Source organism: Actinoplanes sp. NPDC023714 (assembly GCF_040639855.1).
Lineage (GTDB): Bacteria > Actinomycetota > Actinomycetes > Mycobacteriales > Micromonosporaceae > Actinoplanes.
In genome coordinates this window covers 1,353,123-1,370,155 of the sequence record NZ_JBFAAR010000002.1, presented here as the reverse complement: position 1 = coordinate 1,370,155, position 17,033 = coordinate 1,353,123, and the positions used below count along the sequence as shown (strand labels likewise).

General features: G+C 71.9%; 12 protein-coding genes. 6 read left to right on the top strand and 6 right to left on the bottom strand.

What is annotated here, in order from left to right:
- Positions 1–38: 38 nt before the first annotated feature.
- The 4 genes from AB0G10_RS14555 to AB0G10_RS14540 all read right to left on the bottom strand — a co-directional run bounded on the left by AB0G10_RS14555 (position 39) and on the right by AB0G10_RS14540 (position 4,934).
- Entirely contained in the window at positions 39–3,179 is a 3,141-nt protein-coding gene (locus tag AB0G10_RS14555; protein WP_360920244.1) for an adenylate/guanylate cyclase domain-containing protein, read from the bottom strand.
- A 136-nt stretch (positions 3,180–3,315) separates the two neighbouring features.
- On the bottom strand, positions 3,316–4,083 hold the full coding sequence (locus AB0G10_RS14550) for a calcium-binding protein (RefSeq protein ID WP_360920241.1): 768 nt from the start codon (positions 4,081–4,083) through the stop codon (positions 3,316–3,318).
- 90 nt (positions 4,084–4,173) lie between these two features.
- The gene (locus AB0G10_RS14545) at positions 4,174–4,527 is read right to left on the bottom strand and encodes a hypothetical protein (RefSeq protein WP_360920238.1); all 354 of its coding nucleotides are present in this window, start codon (positions 4,525–4,527) and stop codon (positions 4,174–4,176) included.
- A 44-nt stretch (positions 4,528–4,571) separates the two neighbouring features.
- The gene (locus tag AB0G10_RS14540; protein WP_360920235.1) at positions 4,572–4,934 is read right to left on the bottom strand and encodes a DUF4267 domain-containing protein; all 363 of its coding nucleotides are present in this window, start codon (positions 4,932–4,934) and stop codon (positions 4,572–4,574) included.
- 87 nt (positions 4,935–5,021) lie between these two features.
- Here AB0G10_RS14540 and AB0G10_RS14535 point away from each other — a divergent pair, with 87 nt between their 5' ends.
- Positions 5,022–5,588 carry a TetR/AcrR family transcriptional regulator gene (locus tag AB0G10_RS14535; RefSeq protein ID WP_360920232.1) on the top strand — a complete coding sequence of 189 codons (567 nt, stop codon included), beginning with the start codon at positions 5,022–5,024 and terminating at the stop codon, positions 5,586–5,588.
- Between the two features lie 6 nt (positions 5,589–5,594).
- On the opposite strand, the gene AB0G10_RS14530 is transcribed toward AB0G10_RS14535, so the two are convergent.
- On the bottom strand, positions 5,595–6,263 hold the full coding sequence (locus tag AB0G10_RS14530; protein ID WP_360920229.1) for an AbfB domain-containing protein: 669 nt from the start codon (positions 6,261–6,263) through the stop codon (positions 5,595–5,597).
- Between the two features lie 58 nt (positions 6,264–6,321).
- Positions 6,322–7,488: an EAL domain-containing protein gene (locus AB0G10_RS14525; RefSeq protein ID WP_360920226.1), complete on the bottom strand. Its 1,167-nt coding sequence runs from the start codon at positions 7,486–7,488 to the stop codon at positions 6,322–6,324.
- A 107-nt stretch (positions 7,489–7,595) separates the two neighbouring features.
- Between AB0G10_RS14525 and AB0G10_RS14520 the strand changes: the two genes are divergently transcribed.
- The 5 genes from AB0G10_RS14520 (at position 7,596) to AB0G10_RS14500 (ending at position 17,030) form a co-directional block, all read left to right on the top strand.
- Positions 7,596–10,766, top strand: a complete 3,171-nt coding sequence (locus AB0G10_RS14520; RefSeq protein WP_360920223.1) for a diguanylate cyclase — start codon at positions 7,596–7,598, stop codon at positions 10,764–10,766.
- Between the two features lie 210 nt (positions 10,767–10,976).
- Complete coding sequence (locus AB0G10_RS14515; protein WP_360920220.1) at positions 10,977–12,050, top strand: ricin-type beta-trefoil lectin domain protein; 1,074 nt, start codon at positions 10,977–10,979, stop codon at positions 12,048–12,050.
- Positions 12,050–13,660, top strand: a complete 1,611-nt coding sequence (locus tag AB0G10_RS14510) for a ricin-type beta-trefoil lectin domain protein (RefSeq protein WP_360920753.1) — start codon at positions 12,050–12,052, stop codon at positions 13,658–13,660. Before AB0G10_RS14515 ends, AB0G10_RS14510 begins: the two co-directional genes overlap by 1 nt.
- Positions 13,660–15,012: a glycoside hydrolase family 43 protein gene (locus AB0G10_RS14505; RefSeq protein WP_360920217.1), complete on the top strand. Its 1,353-nt coding sequence runs from the start codon at positions 13,660–13,662 to the stop codon at positions 15,010–15,012. The genes AB0G10_RS14510 and AB0G10_RS14505 overlap by 1 nt, the downstream gene beginning before the upstream one ends.
- On the top strand, positions 15,009–17,030 hold the full coding sequence (locus tag AB0G10_RS14500; RefSeq protein ID WP_360920214.1) for an RICIN domain-containing protein: 2,022 nt from the start codon (positions 15,009–15,011) through the stop codon (positions 17,028–17,030). The genes AB0G10_RS14505 and AB0G10_RS14500 overlap by 4 nt, the downstream gene beginning before the upstream one ends.
- Positions 17,031–17,033: the final 3 nt, after the last annotated feature.

The window sequence follows — 17,033 nt, the reverse complement described above, 5'->3', positions numbered from 1 at the left end:
GACCTCTGGAATTGAAGTATTTGGATAGCTTAAGGACGCTACGCCGGTGGTCGGTTCCGGTCAAGGCTCGCGATATCCTCCGCCCGGCGGGAGGAGACCGCATTGCCCTTGTCGCGGTACCGGCGCAGGGCCTCCCGGGCGTAAACTGCCGCGTCGTCCCGGTGCCCGGCGGCAACCAGCACCTCGGCGAGCACCAGCAGCGCGTCGCCGGCGAGGTTCAGCGAATCGGTGTTCTGGGTGAGCGCGACCGCGTGCCGGGCCAGCGCGAGCGCCTGCTCCGCGTCGCCGGCGTGGGCCAGGATCAGCGCGCGGGTGCCGCGCCACACCGTCTGGGTGTAGAAGTCGTCGGCCGTGGCCGTCGCGGCGGCCGACAGGGCCTGCTCGTTGGCCTCGCCGAACCGGTCCTGCGCGTACAGCGCCTGGGCCAGGAACGCGGCGACCGTCGAGTACCGGCTGCGGTCGCCCATGCCGGTGAGCAGCTCGTAGCCGCGGCGCAGCTCCCGCTCGGCGGCCGGCGCGTCCCCGGCCAGCAGCTCGATCGGGCCGGAGTAGAGCGGCAGGGCGGCGAGCGCCGAGGTCATGCCGAACTCGGTGAAATCGGCCCGGGCACGGCGGTGCATCGAGCGGGCCCGGTCGAAGTCGCCGCGCAGCGCGTGCAGGCCGGCGGCCGGGGGCAGCACCGCCGCGATCAGCACGCGGTCGTCGCCGGCCTCCGTCATGATCTCCTCGCACCGGCGCAGCGCCGCCTCCACCGGCGCCGGCCCGAGCAGGGCCGCCCGGGCCAGCGAGGTCAGCAGGAAGGACCGGCCGCGCACGTCGTTCGCCAGCTGGGCGTGCCGCAGGGCCCGTTCGAGGACCTCCTCCATCGCGGCGAACTCCCCGTGCGTCCAGTGCGCCTCGGCGAGCAGGCTGCCGGCCTGCGCCAGCCCGGCGTGGTCGTCGAGTTCCGCGAAGACGCCGATGCTGTGCTCGGCGACCCGGCGCAGCTCGTCGGGTTCGCCCGACGGGTTGGTGTAGTCGCGCAGCGAGGCCCGCTCGATGCGGGCGAGCGACTCGACCCGCCGGTCCCCGGCCGCGCCGCCCAGCTCGATGCCCTCGGTGAGCACGTCGTCGGCCCACCCGAGCCGGCCGGTCTCGCGCAGCGCCTTGCCCAGCATCGGCAGCAGCCGCAGCCGCTGCGGGTGTTTCATCGGCAGCAGCCCGGCGACCCGGAACAGCAGGTTGCTCGCCGCCGGCATGTCCCCGCGGGCGAACGCCCGGCGGCCGGCCGAGGCCAGCGGTCCCGCCGCGCGCCGGCCCAGCGCGGTGGCCCGCTCACCGGCCGGCCCCAGGTCGGCCAGGCCCCGGTAGGCCTGCTCGAAGTGGTAGCCGACGATCTCCTCGTACTCTCCGGAGCGCTCGCCGAACCGCTCGGCCATCCACCCGGCCAGCCGCTCGTGCAGGTCGGTCCGGACCGCCTTGGGGATCTGCCGGTAGGCCGCGTCCCGGATGAGGATGTGGGCGAACCGGAAGCAGTCGTCGTCGCTGTGCGCCGCCAGGTCGGGGTGGATCAGCTCCTTGCGGGTCAGCGACTGCAGGCACCCGCCCACCCCGGCGCGCTGGTCGACGGGGGAGAGCTCGGCGACGGCCCGCCAGGAGAACCGCAGGCCGACCACCGAGGCTCGGTCGACGACGGCGCGCTCGCGCGGATCGAGCCGGTCGAGCCGGGCCGTGAGCAGGGCGTGGATCGTCGGCGGCACCGCCATGGCGGAGTCGTGCCCGGCGGTCGACCAGTGGTCGTTCACCCGGCGCAGCCGGCCCTCGTCGACCAGCATGCGCAGCATCTCCTCGGCGAACAGCGGATTGCCCTCGGCCGTCTCCACCAGCCGGGCCGACGTCGCGTCGGGTGGCCAGGTGCCGTCGAGCAGGTTGCCGACCAGCCCTTCGATCTGCGGCGTGGTCAGCGGATGCAGCATGATCATCGACGCGTCCGGCTTGCCCGCCATCCACGCGCCGCGGGTGTCCAGCAGGTCGCCGCGGGCCAGGCAGAGCAGTAGCACCGGGACGCCGTGGATCCAGTCGACCAGGTATTCCAGCAGGTCGAGGAAGGTCGGCTCGCCCCACTGGATGTCGTCGAACACCACCACGAGCGGGCGTTCCGCGGCCAGCGCCTCGAGGAACCGGCGGACCGCCCAGAACGTCTCCTGGATCCCCGGCGTGGTGCCCGGCATGCCGAGCAGCGCCGCCATCCGCTCGCAGATCAGCTGCCGGTGCTCGCTGCCGCCGAGCAGCTCGGCGATCTTCGGCCGGATCTGGTCCGGTGACGCGGTGCCGCTGATACCGGTGGCGTTGCGCACCACCTCGGCTACCGGCCAGAACGTGATGCCCTCGCCGTACGACAGGCAGTGCCCGGTGACCACGCGCGCCTCGCCGGCGAACCTGCTCAGGAACTCGCCGGCCAGCCGGGACTTCCCGACCCCGGCCGCGCCCAGCACGGTGACGAGTTTGCAGCCGCGGTGGCGGACGGTCCAGCGGCCGGCCTCCTCGAGCGCCGCCAGCTCCTGCTCCCGGCCCACCAGCGGAGTGTCCAGCCGGCGTCGCCACCCCGGCACGTCCGGGATGATGGCGGTCAGGCTCAGGGCCCGCAGCGGCGCGGTCTTGCCCTTGGCGACCACGTCGGGCACCGCGGTCACCGTCACGGCGTCGCGGACCAGGCGGTACGTCGACTCGCCGATCAGGATCTGCCCGGCCGCGGCCGCCTGCTCCAGCCGCGCGGCCACGTTCACGGCGTCGCCCGCCACGAACGCCTCGCGCAGCGACGCGTCCCCGGCGACGACCTCGCCGGTGTTCACCCCGGTCCGCGCCGCGATCTGCACACCCCAGAGCCGCTGGAACTCGTGGTTCAGCTGATCGAGGGCGTCGCGCATCTCGACGGCGGCCCGCACCGCCCGGAGGGCGTCGTCCTCGTGGAGCTTCGGCACGCCGAACACCGCCATGAGGGCGTCGCCGATGAACTTCTCGGTGATCCCGCCGTGCCGTTCGACGACGGCGCTCATTTCTTCGAAGTAATGGGTCATCAAACGGCGGAGCGATTCCGGATCAAGCTTTTCCCCGATGGCCGTCGACCCGGCCACATCGGAAAAGAGGACGGTCACCACCTTTCTCGACTCGGTGGCGGCCGGCTGCACCCTAGCGCTCATGCTGCGTCCCCGGCCTTCGAGCTGGTCACGATCGAAGTCGATACGGGAGAACATCGTATTCGGTGGCCGGCCGGAAAGCCTAGGCTATTCCGGCCGTACCGAAAGCTCTTGAATTGGATCTAGAAGTGCTCTGCGGTCAGCGCTCGCAGGCCTTCTTGACGTCGGCGCCCCAGGCCTGGCACCAATCGCCGCCGGGGGTGCCGTCGGCGCCGCCGTCGAGCAGGTCGGCGGCCTGCTTGCCGAAGTCGTCGCCGGACAGGATGTCGTCGCCGGTGCCGCCGTAGAGCTTGTCGCGGCCCTGGTCCCCGCTCAGCGCATCCCGGCCGGCGCCGCCGTAGAGCCGGTCGTCGCCGGCGTAGCCGAAGAGCCGGTCGCCACCGGCGCCGCCGTGGATCCTGTCGTTGCCGGAGTTGCCGACCAGGTAGTCGGCGCCGCCGCGGCCGTGCAGGGTGTCGCGGCCGGACTCGCCGTGCAGGAAGTCGCCGGCCGGGCCGCCGGTGAGCGTGTCGTTGCCGGTTCCGCCGTAGGCGGCCAGGACGAGCCGGGTCTTGTTGGTGACGGTGTCGTTCCGGTCGTACGTGTAGACCCGGACCCGCTGGGTGTACTCACCGACGCCGCAGTAGACCTTCGTCCGGTCGCCCTTGATCGCCTTGCAGCCCCTACCGGCCTTGATCCGGTACTTGTCGTCGACGACGACGCCGTGTTTCGCGGTGCTGACGACGACCCTGTTCGCCTTGCCGGTGGCCGCCTTCACCAGCACCACCTGCTCGTCGCGCTCCCAGATGATCCGGGCCGAACCGGCGGACGCCGCCTGGGCGCCCGGCGCCGCGATCACCCCGGCACCCGTCACCGCCAGCGCGATCACGCCGAGCCGCGCCATCCACCTCGTGTGTACGACAGACATTCGTTCCCCCATGGTTGACTACGCAGCGCGAGGCTCCGGCCCCGCGTGGTGATCAAACTAGAGAGACCGTCGTGAATTCGGTGTGAAACTTCAGGCGAGCACCACGACCGCGGCCGTGAAGCCGGTCGCGGACCGGCTCGAGTGGCCCCGGCCGGTGGTGTCCTCGACCAGCAGGACGTCGCCCGGCCCGAAGGTGCGCGTCTCGCCGGTGGCGGTGATCTCGACGGTGCCGGCGATGCCGACGATCAGCTGCCGGCGGTGTTCGGGCTGCTCCGGATGGCTGCCGCCGGCGGGTCCCCGTCCGAACAGCACGGCCGCGGCGGGCAGCGGCGCCGACACGCTCATGACGTCCGGCGGCGGGTCCGCCGGGAGGAACTCGAGGGGTACGTCCTGGAACCGCGCCCATCCGTCGGCGTCGGTGTGGAGCCGCGTCATCGTCGTCATGTCCGTCATGGTGGCGGCGGCCGGCGCCCGCTGTCGACGGACTGTCAGGCGGCGAACAGCAGGGCGGCGCTGATCAGGACGACGACCGCCGTGGCGAGGTGGACGCCGAAGGCGATGGCCCGGCTGCCGTGGTGGCGCAGCACGATGAGCGTGTCGCCGAGCGGGGCGATCGCGACCACGAGCATGAACCACGCCTCGGCCTGCGCTCCGGCGAAGGCGAGCAGCGCCAGGCCGACGAGCCCGTAGGTGAGGTCGCGGACGCCCTTGACGGTCAGGTAGGCGCTCGGCTCGGACGGGACGCCGTAGCCGGCCGCGGCCTGCGCCGGGCTCAGCAGGAACCGGGCGCCGATGAAGACGATGAAGAGGTTGAGCACGATGGCAAGCCCGTAGGCGAGGGCAGTGATCACGACGACTCCTGTTGCTAGCGCTGCTAGATATGAAAGCGAAGCTAGCATGACATCGACAGGATGCCTAGCGCCGCTAGAATCCCTGCCATGTCGATTCGAGAGCGCCGGGAGCGCGAACGCCAGGACCGGGAACGGCTGATCGTGCGGGCCGCCCGGGAGTTCGCCGAGGCCGAGGGCTGGGACGCGGTCACCACGCGCCGGCTGGCCGAGCAGATCGAATACAGCCAGCCGGTGCTCTACAGCCACTTCAAGGGCAAGGACGCCATCATGGCGGCGGTGGCGCTGGAGGGCTTCGCCGAGCTGGCCGCGGCGCTGCGGGAGGCCCGGGCCGGGTCGTCCGGCGGGCCGGCCGCGGTGGCCGCCGCCTACGTGCGGTTCGCCGAGGAGCAGCCGGTGCTCTACGAGACCATGTTCACCGGCGCGGTCGACCTCACCTTCGCCAGCCCGGAGACCCCGGCCCCGCTCCGGGAGGGGTTCCGCGAGCTGCGCGAGGCGCTGCGGCCCGTGATCGGCTCCGACGACCTGGACGCCGAGACCGAGGTCTTCTGGGCGAGCCTGCACGGGCTGGTGACGCTGACCCGCGGCGGCCGGCTGCCCCGCGACGGCCACCCGCGGCGCCTCGAGCTGCTGCTGCGGCGCTTCAGCACGACCTGAGCGGCCTCAGCCGGCCGGCTGGACCGTGAAGGTGAAGGCGGCGGCGTCGCCGGTCGGCTCGTCGATGTAGAGGGTGCCGTCGTCGCGGCGGTGCAGCAGGTGCTGCGGGTAGTTCTTCGAGCGCAGCAGGAACGCGCCCGGCTCGGCGCCGTCCTCCCGGCAGAAGGTGGCGTCGGCGCGGAACAGGTCGGAGTCGCCGGCCGTGGCGAACCGCAGCCGGTAGTCGAAGTGCCGCAGGTAGCGGTCGTCGCCGGTGCGGAACGAGAAGCAGGTGTCGTCGGCGAGCCCGGTCACCACGGTCAGCGCCGCGGGCTCGGCGGACACGGTGGCGAAGTCGCCGGCGACGGTCAGGTAGGCGCCCGGCTCGCCGTGCGGGGACACCAGCCACGATCCGGCGGCCAGCGTGGGCGGAGCCTCGGGGGAAGGGGAAGCGGAGGGCGAGGGGGAGGAGACGGCCGCCGAGGCCGGCACCGGGATCGCGGCGGGTGTCTCGGCCTTGCCGCCGGTGCTGTTCCACGCCACGAAGGCCAGCCCGATCACGGCGACGATCCCGGCCCCGGCGATCGCGGTGAGGGCGCGGGGCGGCCCGGCCGGCCGCGCCGGGCGCGCGTCGACGCCGCCACGCCCGTAGACGGTGCCACCCGGGCGTGCGCTGCCGGGCGTCTCGTCGGTCATCGTGGCGGCTCCCTCCGTACGGTGTTTCCGGCCGGAAAGGGTACCGTGCCCGCTTTCCTCAGCCGCGCGTGTGCCGGTTCAGCAGCACCCGGGCGACGGCGGCGACCGTGGGGAGGTCGCCGGTGGTGACCAGGTCGGCGCCGGCGAGGGTCGCGGCGTATCCGTGGCCGGCGCCGATGATCGCGACGGCGAGCTCGCCGTCGACCGGGCGGTCCAGGATGATCGTGGAGCGGGCGCGGCCGGCGAGCTCGTACAGCGGGACGCCGAGCCGGGCGGCGATCGTCTCGGAGCAGGAGGCGACGACCACCGTGGCGTCGTCGCGCGCGGCGATGTCGCGTACCCGGGCCAGCTCCGCCACGACGGCCTCGCGCGTCGCCTCCCGCCGCGGCGCCCGCGCCGCGGCGATCTCGAACGGTGTCCCGGCGGGCTGGTGGAAGCCGGGCCGGGGACGGCGCAGGGCGGCGGCGGCCTCCGGGTTGTAGGGGTGCCGCACGGTGTCGAGCGGACCCGGCCGGCCGAACAGCCAGCCCTGCCCCCAGTGCGCGCCCAGGTCGCGGGCGGTGACCAGGTCGTCCTCGGTCTCGATCCCCTCGGCGATGACCAGGGCGCCGGTCCGCTGCGCCTCGGCGTGGACCACGGCGGCGACCGTGCGGGTGTGCGCCGCGTGCGGATCCCGGATCAGGCTCATGTCGAGCTTGATCACTTCGGGTTCGAGGACCGGCAGGAACGCCAGCGACATCGGGTCCACGCCGACGTCGTCGAGGGCTACCGCGTTGCCGAACAGCTGGATCTGACCGGCCAGGCGCAGCAGGCTGCCGGGCACGGCGGGCAGCGCGCGCTCGGTGTACTCGAGGATGGTGCGGAACGACGGCCCGCTCGCGAGCAGCTCCAGCAACCTGGGCGACAGCGGCTGATCCATCACGGCCGGTTCGCCGTTGGCGAACAGCAGCGGCGGGGCTACCGGCGCGGCCATGGCGCCTTCCAGGGCACGCTCGAAACACAGCATGTCCAGCTCGCCGAGGACACCCGCGGCGCCGGCCGCGGCGAACAGCCGATCCGGGAACTCCAGATCACTTCCGGCCGGCCCGCGGGCAAGACCTTCCAACCCCACAACGGTACGGGTGGACAGCTCCACGATCGGCTGGAACAGCGGGCGGACGAGGCGCCCGGCCAGCACCGCGTCGATGGTGACGGCTGCTGTTCCGGTGTCGTGGGTTCGCGGCATCCCGAGGCTCCCTCGTGCGTCGTGGGTGACCGGTTGCTGATCGGCTGCCCGCACGCGGAGCTGAGGACCCGGCTCAGCGGGTCACCGATGGTGCCGATCGTACGGAAGTGGGGTTGAGTGCTGTGGGTGGTCGCTCGCCGGTGTGGCGCACGGCCGGCTTCACGGCGCTGTACCTGGCAGCCACGTACGCCGGCCGGCTGACGGTCATGGACGACACCAACCTGAGCCTGGTGTGGCCGGCGGCCGGGGTGTCGGCGCTGTGGTTCCTGGTCCGGTACGCCTCGCCGTGGCGCGCCCTGGACGTGCTGGCGCTGACCGTCGTGACCGTCGCGGTGAACGTCGCCACCGGCGCCCCGGCCGTGCTCGCGACCTGGTTCGTGGTCGCGAACGTGCTGCAGGCCGGGCTGTTCGCCGTCCTGATGCGGCGCTGGACGCCGCACCTGTGGGGGTGCGGCGGCGAGCGGCCGCTGGCCCGGATCAGCGAGCTGTGGCGGCTGGTGTCCGCGGCGTTCCTGGCCACCGCCGGCGGCGCGCTGATCGGCCCGACCGGGGTGTGGGCGGTCACCGGCAGCTACTCGTGGTCGGCCACGGCCGTCTGGCTGACCCGCAACACGGTGAGCATCCTGCTCATCGCCGCGGTGGGCCTGCGGCTGGGGCATCTGCTGCGCGAGCACCGGACCGGCGCCGGAAAGGTGCTCTCGCGGCGGACCTGGGCGGGCCTGGACACATCCCGCCGGCTCGAGTACGTGGCCGTGCTGGTGCTCTCGGCGGCCTCGTACACGGTGGTCTTCGGCGTCAACACCCATCTGCCGCTGGCGTTCGCCGTGATCGGCATGACGGTGTGGGCCGCGACGCGGCTGCACACCGTCTTCGTGGTGCTGCACGATCTCGTGTTCGGGTCGGTCGCGGTGCTGTTCACCCTGGCCGGGCGCGGCGTGTTCGCCCAGATCGACTCGCATCCGGCCCGGGCGCTGGTGGCCCAGCTGTTCGTCGGGATGATCGCGGTGGCCGGGCTGGCGCTGGCCCTCGGCCGCGACGAGCGGACGGAGCTGGTCCGCGACCTGCGCGGGGCGCAGCAGAGCGCCGACCGGCAGGCCAAGCTGATGGGCGCCATCGTCGATACGATGAACGAGGGCCTGACCGTCGTCGACGAGCAGGGCCGCTTCCTGCTGCGCAACCCCGCCCTGCGCGAGCTGGTCGGCGGGGTGGCCGGCCGGTCGGACCGGATGGCGCAACCGGACTTCTACGGCATGTTCCACCCGGACGGCACGCCGCTGCGACCGGACGAGATGCCGTACCGGCGTGCCCTCGCCGGCGAGGACGTGCGGGACATGGACATCCTGATCCGCAACCCGGACCTGCCCGAGGGCCGCATCCTGAACGCCAGCTCCCGCGCGTTGCCGCTGGACCTGGACGGGACGCGGTGCGCCGTGACCGTGCTGCACGACGTCACCGCCGAGCGCCGTCACCGCGGCGAGCTCGCCTCCTTCGCCGGCGTGGTGGCCCACGACCTGCTCAACCCGCTGACCACCATCGAGGGCTGGGCCGAGGCGCTCGGCGACACCGCCGGCGCCGGCGCGCCCGCCGGATCCCCGGCCGCCACCGGGATCGGCCGGATCAGCCGGGCCGCCGCCCGCATGCGGAACCTGATCAACGACCTGCTCGCCTACACCACGGCCCGGGACGCGGCCATCTCGCCGGCGACGGTCGACGTCGGCGAGATGGTGCGGGACATCGCGGCCGGCCGGATCGACCAGGCCGAGAGCACCGGCCGGCCGGTGCCGGTGTTCGAGATCGGCGAGCTGCGGCCGGTCTACGCCGACCCGGTCCTGATCCGGCAGCTGCTGGAGAACCTGATCAGCAACGCTGTCAAGTACACCGCCGCCGGTGTCACCCCGCGGCTGCGGATCGGCAGCGACCGTGTCGGCGACATGGTCACCATGACGATCGACGACAACGGGATCGGCATCCCGGAGGGGCAGCACGGCAGCATCTTCGGCGACTTCCACCGCGCCCATACCGACGGCGGCTACGCGGGCACCGGGCTCGGCCTGGGCATCTGCAAACGCATCGTGGAGCGGCACGGCGGCACGATCGGCGCCGCCGCCCATCCGGACGGCGCCGGGTCCCGCTTCACGTTCACGCTGCCGGCCGAGGCCGCGGCCCTGCCCGACTCCCCGCAGCCGCAGCCGCAGCCGCAGTCCCAGCCCCGGCCGCAGTCCCAGCCCCATCCGCAGTCCGGCCCGCAGTCGCAGCCACAGCCGGAGGCGCCGCCGGTCGAGGCCGGGACCGCGCCGGTGGCGAGGCCCACGCCTGCGGACCCCGTACCCGTGTCCGGGGTCTTCGCCCAGGCCGCCCACCTGGTCCTGGAATACCTGCACGAGGAGATGCCGCTGGCGTTCTGGGCGGTCACCCGGGTCGAGAACGGCCGGCAGACCTACCTCTACCTCGACGCCGACAACGGCTACGGGCTGCGTCAGGGGCAGAGTCACCCGTGGCAGGACAGCTTCTGCGTGCACATGGCCGCCGGCCGGGCGCCCGCCGTGGCCCGGGACGCCCGGGCCGACCCGCTCTACGCCGGCGCCCGCATCAACGAGCGCATCGACATCGGCACCTACGCCGGGGCGCCGATCGTGGAAAGCGACGGCAGCCTGTTCGGCGCCATCTGCGGGCTCGACCCGCAGACCCACACCGAGGACCCGCGGATGGCCGGCGCCGAACGCCTGCTCGTGCTCCTCGGCCGGATGCTGACCACGGCGCTCGCGGCCGACCGCACCCAGGACCGCTCCGCCGACGCGCTGCTGCGCGAGCAGCTCAACGCCGACACCGACGAGCTCACCGGACTGCCCAACCGGCGGGCCTGGCAGCGGGCCGTCGAGCGGGCCCAGGAACGCCATCAGCGCCTCGCCGATCCCACCGTCGTCGCGATCCTCGACCTCGACGGCCTCAAGGCCGTCAACGACGGACTCGGTCACGCGGCCGGCGACGCCTACCTGCAGGCCGCCGCGAACGCGGCCCGGCGGGCCCTGCGGGACACCGACGTGATCGCCCGTATCGGCGGCGACGAGTTCGGCCTGCTGCTGACCCCGTGCGAGCGGGCCGGCGCCGAGGCCGTCGTGGCCCGGGTGAACGCCGAGCTCGACGCCGCGGGCGTCACCGCCTCCATCGGCTGGGCGTCGGTCAGCCCGGAGCACGGCCTGGCCGGTGCGCTCGGCGAGGCCGACGCCGCCATGTACCGGGCCAAGCAGCAGCGACACCGGGAGACGGCCCCGGCGTGAGTTCGCCGGGGAAAAGCGTTATGCGTACGACCGGCGAATGGTCGCCACAACAACCCTCTTGAATGTCCCGAAACATCCTGGCAACCTTCGGAATCAAGCTGTTAGCGCTCCCATTCCCCTATCGCATCTGATCTGGATCATCCCCGACCAGCAGTCGATGCGGTGTGAGCGATAACAGAAATCCCCGATTGTCAGGGAGGCTCCTCAGCCATGCCCCGAATACCACGGTGGTTTCCCGTAGCGGCTCTGGTCGCGGCGGTCCTCGTCCTTCATCCCGGTCCGGCCGCGGCGGAGTCGAACGGCGGAACCCGGGTCATGCCACTCGGCGACTCGATCACCGAGGGCACCCAGATCCCGGGCGGATACCGGACCGGGCTCTGGCAGCGCGCGGCCGCCGCCGGATACCGGACCGACTTCGTCGGCTCGCAGTTCAACGGGCCGGCCGCCCTCGGCGACCACGACCACGAGGGCCATCCCGGATGGCGCATCGACCAGATCGACGCGAACGTCGCCGGCTGGCTGCGCACCACCACCCCGCGCACCGTGCTGCTGCACATCGGGACCAACGACATCCTGCAGAACCACAACGTGTCCGGCGCGCCCGGCCGGCTGTCCGCCCTGCTGGACCGGATCAAGGCGGGCGCGCCGTCGGCCGACGTCTTCGTGGCCACCCTGATCCCGCTGGCCAACCCGGGGCAGGAGGCCGCGGCACGCACCTTCAACGCGGCCCTGCCCGGCATCGTGAGCAGCAAGGGCTCGCGTTTCCACCTGGTCGACATGCACGCCGCGCTCACCACCGCCGACCTGATCGACGGCGTCCATCCCACCGCCGGCGGCTACGACAGGATGGCCGCCACCTGGTACGCGGCCCTGCGCGCGGTCCCCGGCTCGCTCGGCGACCCGGCGCCGAGCACCGGCCAGGCGCTGGCCGGCGCGGCTTCCGGCCGCTGCCTGGACCTGCCGGCCGGCGCCACCGCCAACGGCACTCAGCCGATCATCTGGGACTGCTCCGGCGCCGCCAACCAGCGGTGGACCTACGACGGGCAGACCCTGCGGGCGCTGGGCAAGTGCCTGGACTCGCCGACCGGCGCCACCACGGGCGCCCGGGCGCAGATCTGGGACTGCAGCGGCGCCGACAACCAGCGGTGGACCTACACCTCCGGCGGCACGATCCGCAACGCCCGGTCCGGCCTGTGCCTGGAGGCCGGCGGAACCGCCAACGGCACCACCACCACGCTCCGGACCTGCACCACCACCGCCAACCAGATCTGGACGAGCCGATGATGAAGAGACTTGCGACGATGCTCGCGGCCGGGCTGCTGCTGGCCGGCCTGGTGTCCGCGCCGGCTCAGGCGCTGGACAACGGCGTGGCCCGGACCCCGCCGATGGGCTGGAACAGCTGGAACACGTTCGGCTGCAACATCAACGAGACGCTGATCCGGCAGATGGCCGACGCCATGGTCAGCAGCGGGATGCGCGACCTCGGCTACCAGTACGTGGTGGTGGACGACTGCTGGTTCAACCCGAACCGCGACTCGGCCGGCAACCTGCAGGGCGACCCGACCCGATTCCCGAGCGGGATGAAGGCGCTCGGCGACTACCTGCACGGCAAGGGCCTGAAGTTCGGCATCTACCAGGGGCCGCTCGACAAGACCTGCGCGCAGTACTTCAACAGCTATCCCGGCGCCACCGGCAGCCTGGGCCACGAGGTGCAGGACGCCCGCCAGTTCGCGGCCTGGGGCGTCGACTACCTCAAGTACGACTGGTGCTCGCCGACCGGCACGATCAACGACCAGGTCGCCACGTTCGCGAAGATGCGGGACGCGCTCGCCGCCACCGGCCGGCCGATCGTCTACAGCATCAACCCGAACAGCATCCACGCGAAGACCGGCCCGCAGCGCAACTGGGGCGACGTCGCCAACATGTGGCGCACCACCGAGGACATCAGCGACGCCTGGGACACCGGGCAGACCAACGGCTACCCGATGGGCGTCAAGAACATCGTCGACGTCACGGTCCCGCTGGCCGCGTACGCCCGGCCGGGGAGCTTCAACGACCCGGACATGATGGAGGTCGGCCGCGGTGGCATGACCGACACCGAGCAGCGCAGCCACTTCGCGCTCTGGGCCATGATGGCCTCGCCGCTGATCGCCGGCAACGACCTGCGCTCGATGAGCAGCGCCACCCAGACCATTCTGAAGAACCCGCGCCTCATCGCGATCAACCAGGACGCGCTCGGGCTTCAGGCGAATCAGATTTCGTACGACGGGACGCGTCGCGTACTGGCCAAGAGGCTGGCGAACGGCGACGTCGCGGTGGCGCTCTTCAACCAGGGCACCTCGGCCACCACCGTCTCGACGACCGCCGCCGCGATCGGCAAGTCCGGCAGCTCGTTCACCCTGCAGGACGCCTGGACCGGCGGGACGAGCACCAGCACCGGCGGCATCAGCGCCACCGTTCCCGGCCACGGCACGGTCGTCTACCGGGTGAGCGGCGGCACGACGACGCCGCTGCCGAGCGCCGCCACTCTGGTGAGCGCGTCGTCGGGACGCTGCCTCGACGTGCCGGACAGCGTCACCGCGAACGGCACCCAGCCGGTCATCTGGGACTGCAACGGCGGCGCCAACCAGCGCTGGACCTTCTCCGGCAGCAGCCTGCAGGCGCTCGGCAAGTGCCTCGACGCCCCGATCGGCGCCACCGCCGGCGCCAAGGTGCAGCTCTGGGACTGCAACGGACAGACCAACCAGCAGTGGACGCTGCGCTCCGACGGCACCATCCGCGGCACCGCCTCCGGTCTGTGCCTGGACGTCGACCGCAACCTCACCGCGAACGGCACCCGGGTCCTGCTGTGGACCTGCGGTACCGCCGCCAACCAGCGATGGAGTCGTGCCTGATGCTGAGAAGGCTTCTCGGGGTCGTCGCCCTGGTCTGCGCCGGCCTCACCGTCCCGGCCGCGGCCGCGCACGCCGACAACCCGATCGTGCAGACCATCTACACCGCCGACCCGGCGCCGCTGGTCCACAACGGCCGCGTCTACCTCTACACCGGCCACGACGAGGACGCTTCGACCTGGTTCACCATGAAGGAGTGGCGGGTGTACTCGTCCGCCGACATGGTCAACTGGACCGATCACGGCTCGCCGATGAGCCTCGCCACGTTCGGCTGGGCCAGCGCCGACGCCTGGGCCGGGCAGGTCGTCGCCCGCAACGGCAAGTTCTACTGGTACGTCCCGGTCACCAACCGCGCGACCGGCCGCAAGGCCATCGGCGTCGGCGTCTCCACCAGCCCGACCGGGCCGTTCACCGACGCGATCGGACGGCCGCTCGCCGAGAACGGCGAGATCGACCCGTCGGTGTTCATCGACGACGACGGCCAGGCCTACCTCTACTGGGGGAACCCCAATCTCTGGTACGTGCGGCTGAACCCCGACATGATCAGTTACAGCGGCGCGGTGACCCGGATCCCGCTCACCACCGCCGGGTTCGGCACCCGCACCGGCGACGCGGCCCGGCCGACCCTCTACGAGGAGGGCCCCTGGGTCTACAAGCGCAACGGGCTCTACTACAACGTGTTCGCCGCCAAATGCTGCTCGGAGTTCATCGCCTATTCCACGGCGCCCGGCCCGACCGGGCCGTGGACCTATCGCGGCACCGTCATGCCGACCCAGGGCAGCAGTTTCACCAATCACGCCGGAATCGTCGACTTCAACGGCGGATCGTATTTCTTCTACCACAACGGCGCGCTGCCCGGCGGCGGCGGATTCACCCGCTCGGTCGCCGTCGAGAAGTTCACCTACAACGCCGACGGCACCATTCCGGGGATCACCATGACCTCGGCCGGGGCGCCGCAGAACGGGACGCTGAACCCGTACGTCCGGCAGGAGGCCGAGACCATCGCCTGGAGCTCCGGCGTGGAGACCGAACGCTCCAGCGACGGCGGGATGAACGTCGGCTACCTCGAGAACGGCGACTACATCAAGGTCAAGGGCGTCGCCTTCGGGGCCGGGGCGACCTCGTTCTCGGCGCGGGTCGCCTCGGCTGCCGCGGGCGGGCGCCTCGAGGTCCGGTACGGCAGCCCCACCGGAACCCTCGGCGGCACCTGCACGGTCCCGGCCACCGGCGGCTGGCAGACCTGGACCACCGTGAGCTGCCCGGTCAGCGGCGCCACCGGCACCCGCGACGTGTACCTGAGGTTCACCGGCGGCAGCGGCTACCTGTTCAACGTCGACTGGTGGAGGTTCGCGTGAGGCCCTTCCGTCTGCTCGCCGCCGCGCTGATCGCGCTGCTCACCCTCACCGTCACCGCCGTGCCGGCGTCCGCCGCGACGATCGACACGAGCGCGTCGTACGTGCTGGTGAACCGCAACAGCGGCAAGGCGCTCGACGTCTACAACCTGGCCACGAACGACGGCGCGCGGATCACCCAGTGGGCGCGCAACGACCAGGCGCAGCAGCAGTGGCAGTTCGTCGACTCCGGCGGCGGCTACTACCGGCTCAAGTCCCGGCACTCCGGCAAGGTCCTCGACGTCTCCGGGGCCTCCACGGCCGACGGCGGCGCCATCGTGCAGTGGACCGACAACAACGCGGCCAACCAGCAGTTCAGCGTCCAGGACGTGGACGGCTACATCCAGCTGATCAACCGGAACAGCGGCAAGGCCGTCGAGGTGCAGGGCGCGTCGACGGCCGACGGCGCCAACGTCGTGCAGTACAGCGACTGGAACGGCGCGAACCAGCAGTGGCAGCTCGTCAAGCTCGGCGGCGGCACACCCTCCACCGGCACCTTCACCAACCCGGTGGTGTGGCAGGACTTCGCCGACGGCGACATCATCCGGGTCGGCGACGCCTATTACTACTCGGCGTCGACCATGCACTACTCGCCCGGCGCGCCCATCCTGCGCTCCTACGACCTGGTGAACTGGGAGTACGCGGGCCACTCGGTGCCCCGGCTCGACTTCGACTCGAACGCCTACGACCTCAACGGCGGCCGGGCGTACGTGAAGGGCATCTGGGCGTCGGCGTTCAACTACCGGCCCAGCAACAGCACCTACTACTGGCTGGGCTGCACCGAGTTCAACCGCACCTACGTCTACACCGCCTCGGCGGTCGACGGCGCCTGGTCGAAGAAGGCCCGGATCAACAACTGCTACTACGACGCCGGCCTGCTGTTCGACAACGACACCCCGTACGTGGCGTACGGCAACGGCACGATCAGCGTGGCCCAGCTCTCCGGCGACCTGACCTCGCAGGTGCGGGCGCAGACCGTCTACACCACGCCGTCGAGCATCGGCACCCTCGAGGGCGCCCGGATGTACAAGCGCGGCAACTACTACTACATCTGGCTGACCCGCCCGGCGAACGGCCAGTACGTGCTCCGATCGACCAGCCCCTGGGGTCCGTACGAATCCCGGCAGGTCCTTCTCGATCTTCCCGGGCCGATCTCCGGGGGAGGGGTGCCGCACCAGGGCGGCATCGTGCAGACGCAGAACGGCGACTGGTGGTACATGGCGTTCACCGACGCCTACCCCGGCGGCCGGGTGCCGACGCTCGCGCCGATCACCTGGAGCAACGACTGGCCGGTGCTCACCACCTCCGGCGGGCGCTGGGGCGCCACGTACCCGAAACCCGCCATCACGACCGGGAAGACCGTCCGCTCGATGATCGGGCCGGACACCTTCACCGGCAGCACGCTCGGCCCGCGCTGGGAGTGGAACCACAACCCCGACACCAGCAGGTTCAGCGTCGGCAACGGGCTGCGGCTGGCCACCGCCACGGTGACCAACGACCTCTACAACGCCCGCAACACGCTCACCCACCGGATCCAGGGGCCGTCGTCGACCGCCACCATCGAACTGGACTACTCGCAGATGGCCGACGGCGACCGGGCCGGTCTCGCGATGCTGCGCGACTCCTCCGCCTGGATCGGCGTGCGCAAGGAGAACGGCGCCACCCGGGTGTCGATGACCAACGGGCTCACCATGAACTCCAGCTGGGCCACCACCGGCACCGGCAGCGAGGCGGCCGGCGCGGCGATCAGCGGCGGAAAAATCTGGCTGCGGGTCAGCGCCGACATCCGGCCCGGCTCCGGGCGGACCGCGACGTTCTCCTACAGCACGAACGGCAGCACCTTCACCACCCTGGGACCGCCGTTCACCCTCAACAACGCCTGGCAGTTCTTCATGGGCTACCGCTTCGGCATCTTCAACCACGCCACCCGGCAGCTGGGCGGCGCGGTCGTGGTCAACCGCTTCGACCTGACCACCCCTTGATGT

Excerpts from the sequence above, each read along its gene's own strand:
- AB0G10_RS14555 (WP_360920244.1), bottom strand. The coding sequence starts at position 3,179 with ATGAGCGCTAGGGTGCAGCCGGCCGCCACCGAGTCGAGAAAGGTGGTG.
- AB0G10_RS14550 (WP_360920241.1), bottom strand. The coding sequence starts at position 4,083 with ATGTCTGTCGTACACACGAGGTGGATGGCGCGGCTCGGCGTGATCGCG.
- AB0G10_RS14545 (WP_360920238.1), bottom strand. The coding sequence starts at position 4,527 with ATGACGACGATGACGCGGCTCCACACCGACGCCGACGGATGGGCGCGG.
- AB0G10_RS14535 (WP_360920232.1), top strand. The coding sequence starts at position 5,022 with ATGTCGATTCGAGAGCGCCGGGAGCGCGAACGCCAGGACCGGGAACGG.
- AB0G10_RS14530 (WP_360920229.1), bottom strand. The coding sequence starts at position 6,263 with ATGACCGACGAGACGCCCGGCAGCGCACGCCCGGGTGGCACCGTCTAC.
- AB0G10_RS14525 (WP_360920226.1), bottom strand. The coding sequence starts at position 7,488 with ATGCCGCGAACCCACGACACCGGAACAGCAGCCGTCACCATCGACGCG.
- AB0G10_RS14515 (WP_360920220.1), top strand. The coding sequence starts at position 10,977 with ATGCCCCGAATACCACGGTGGTTTCCCGTAGCGGCTCTGGTCGCGGCG.
- AB0G10_RS14510 (WP_360920753.1), top strand. The coding sequence starts at position 12,050 with ATGAAGAGACTTGCGACGATGCTCGCGGCCGGGCTGCTGCTGGCCGGC.
- AB0G10_RS14505 (WP_360920217.1), top strand. The coding sequence starts at position 13,660 with ATGCTGAGAAGGCTTCTCGGGGTCGTCGCCCTGGTCTGCGCCGGCCTC.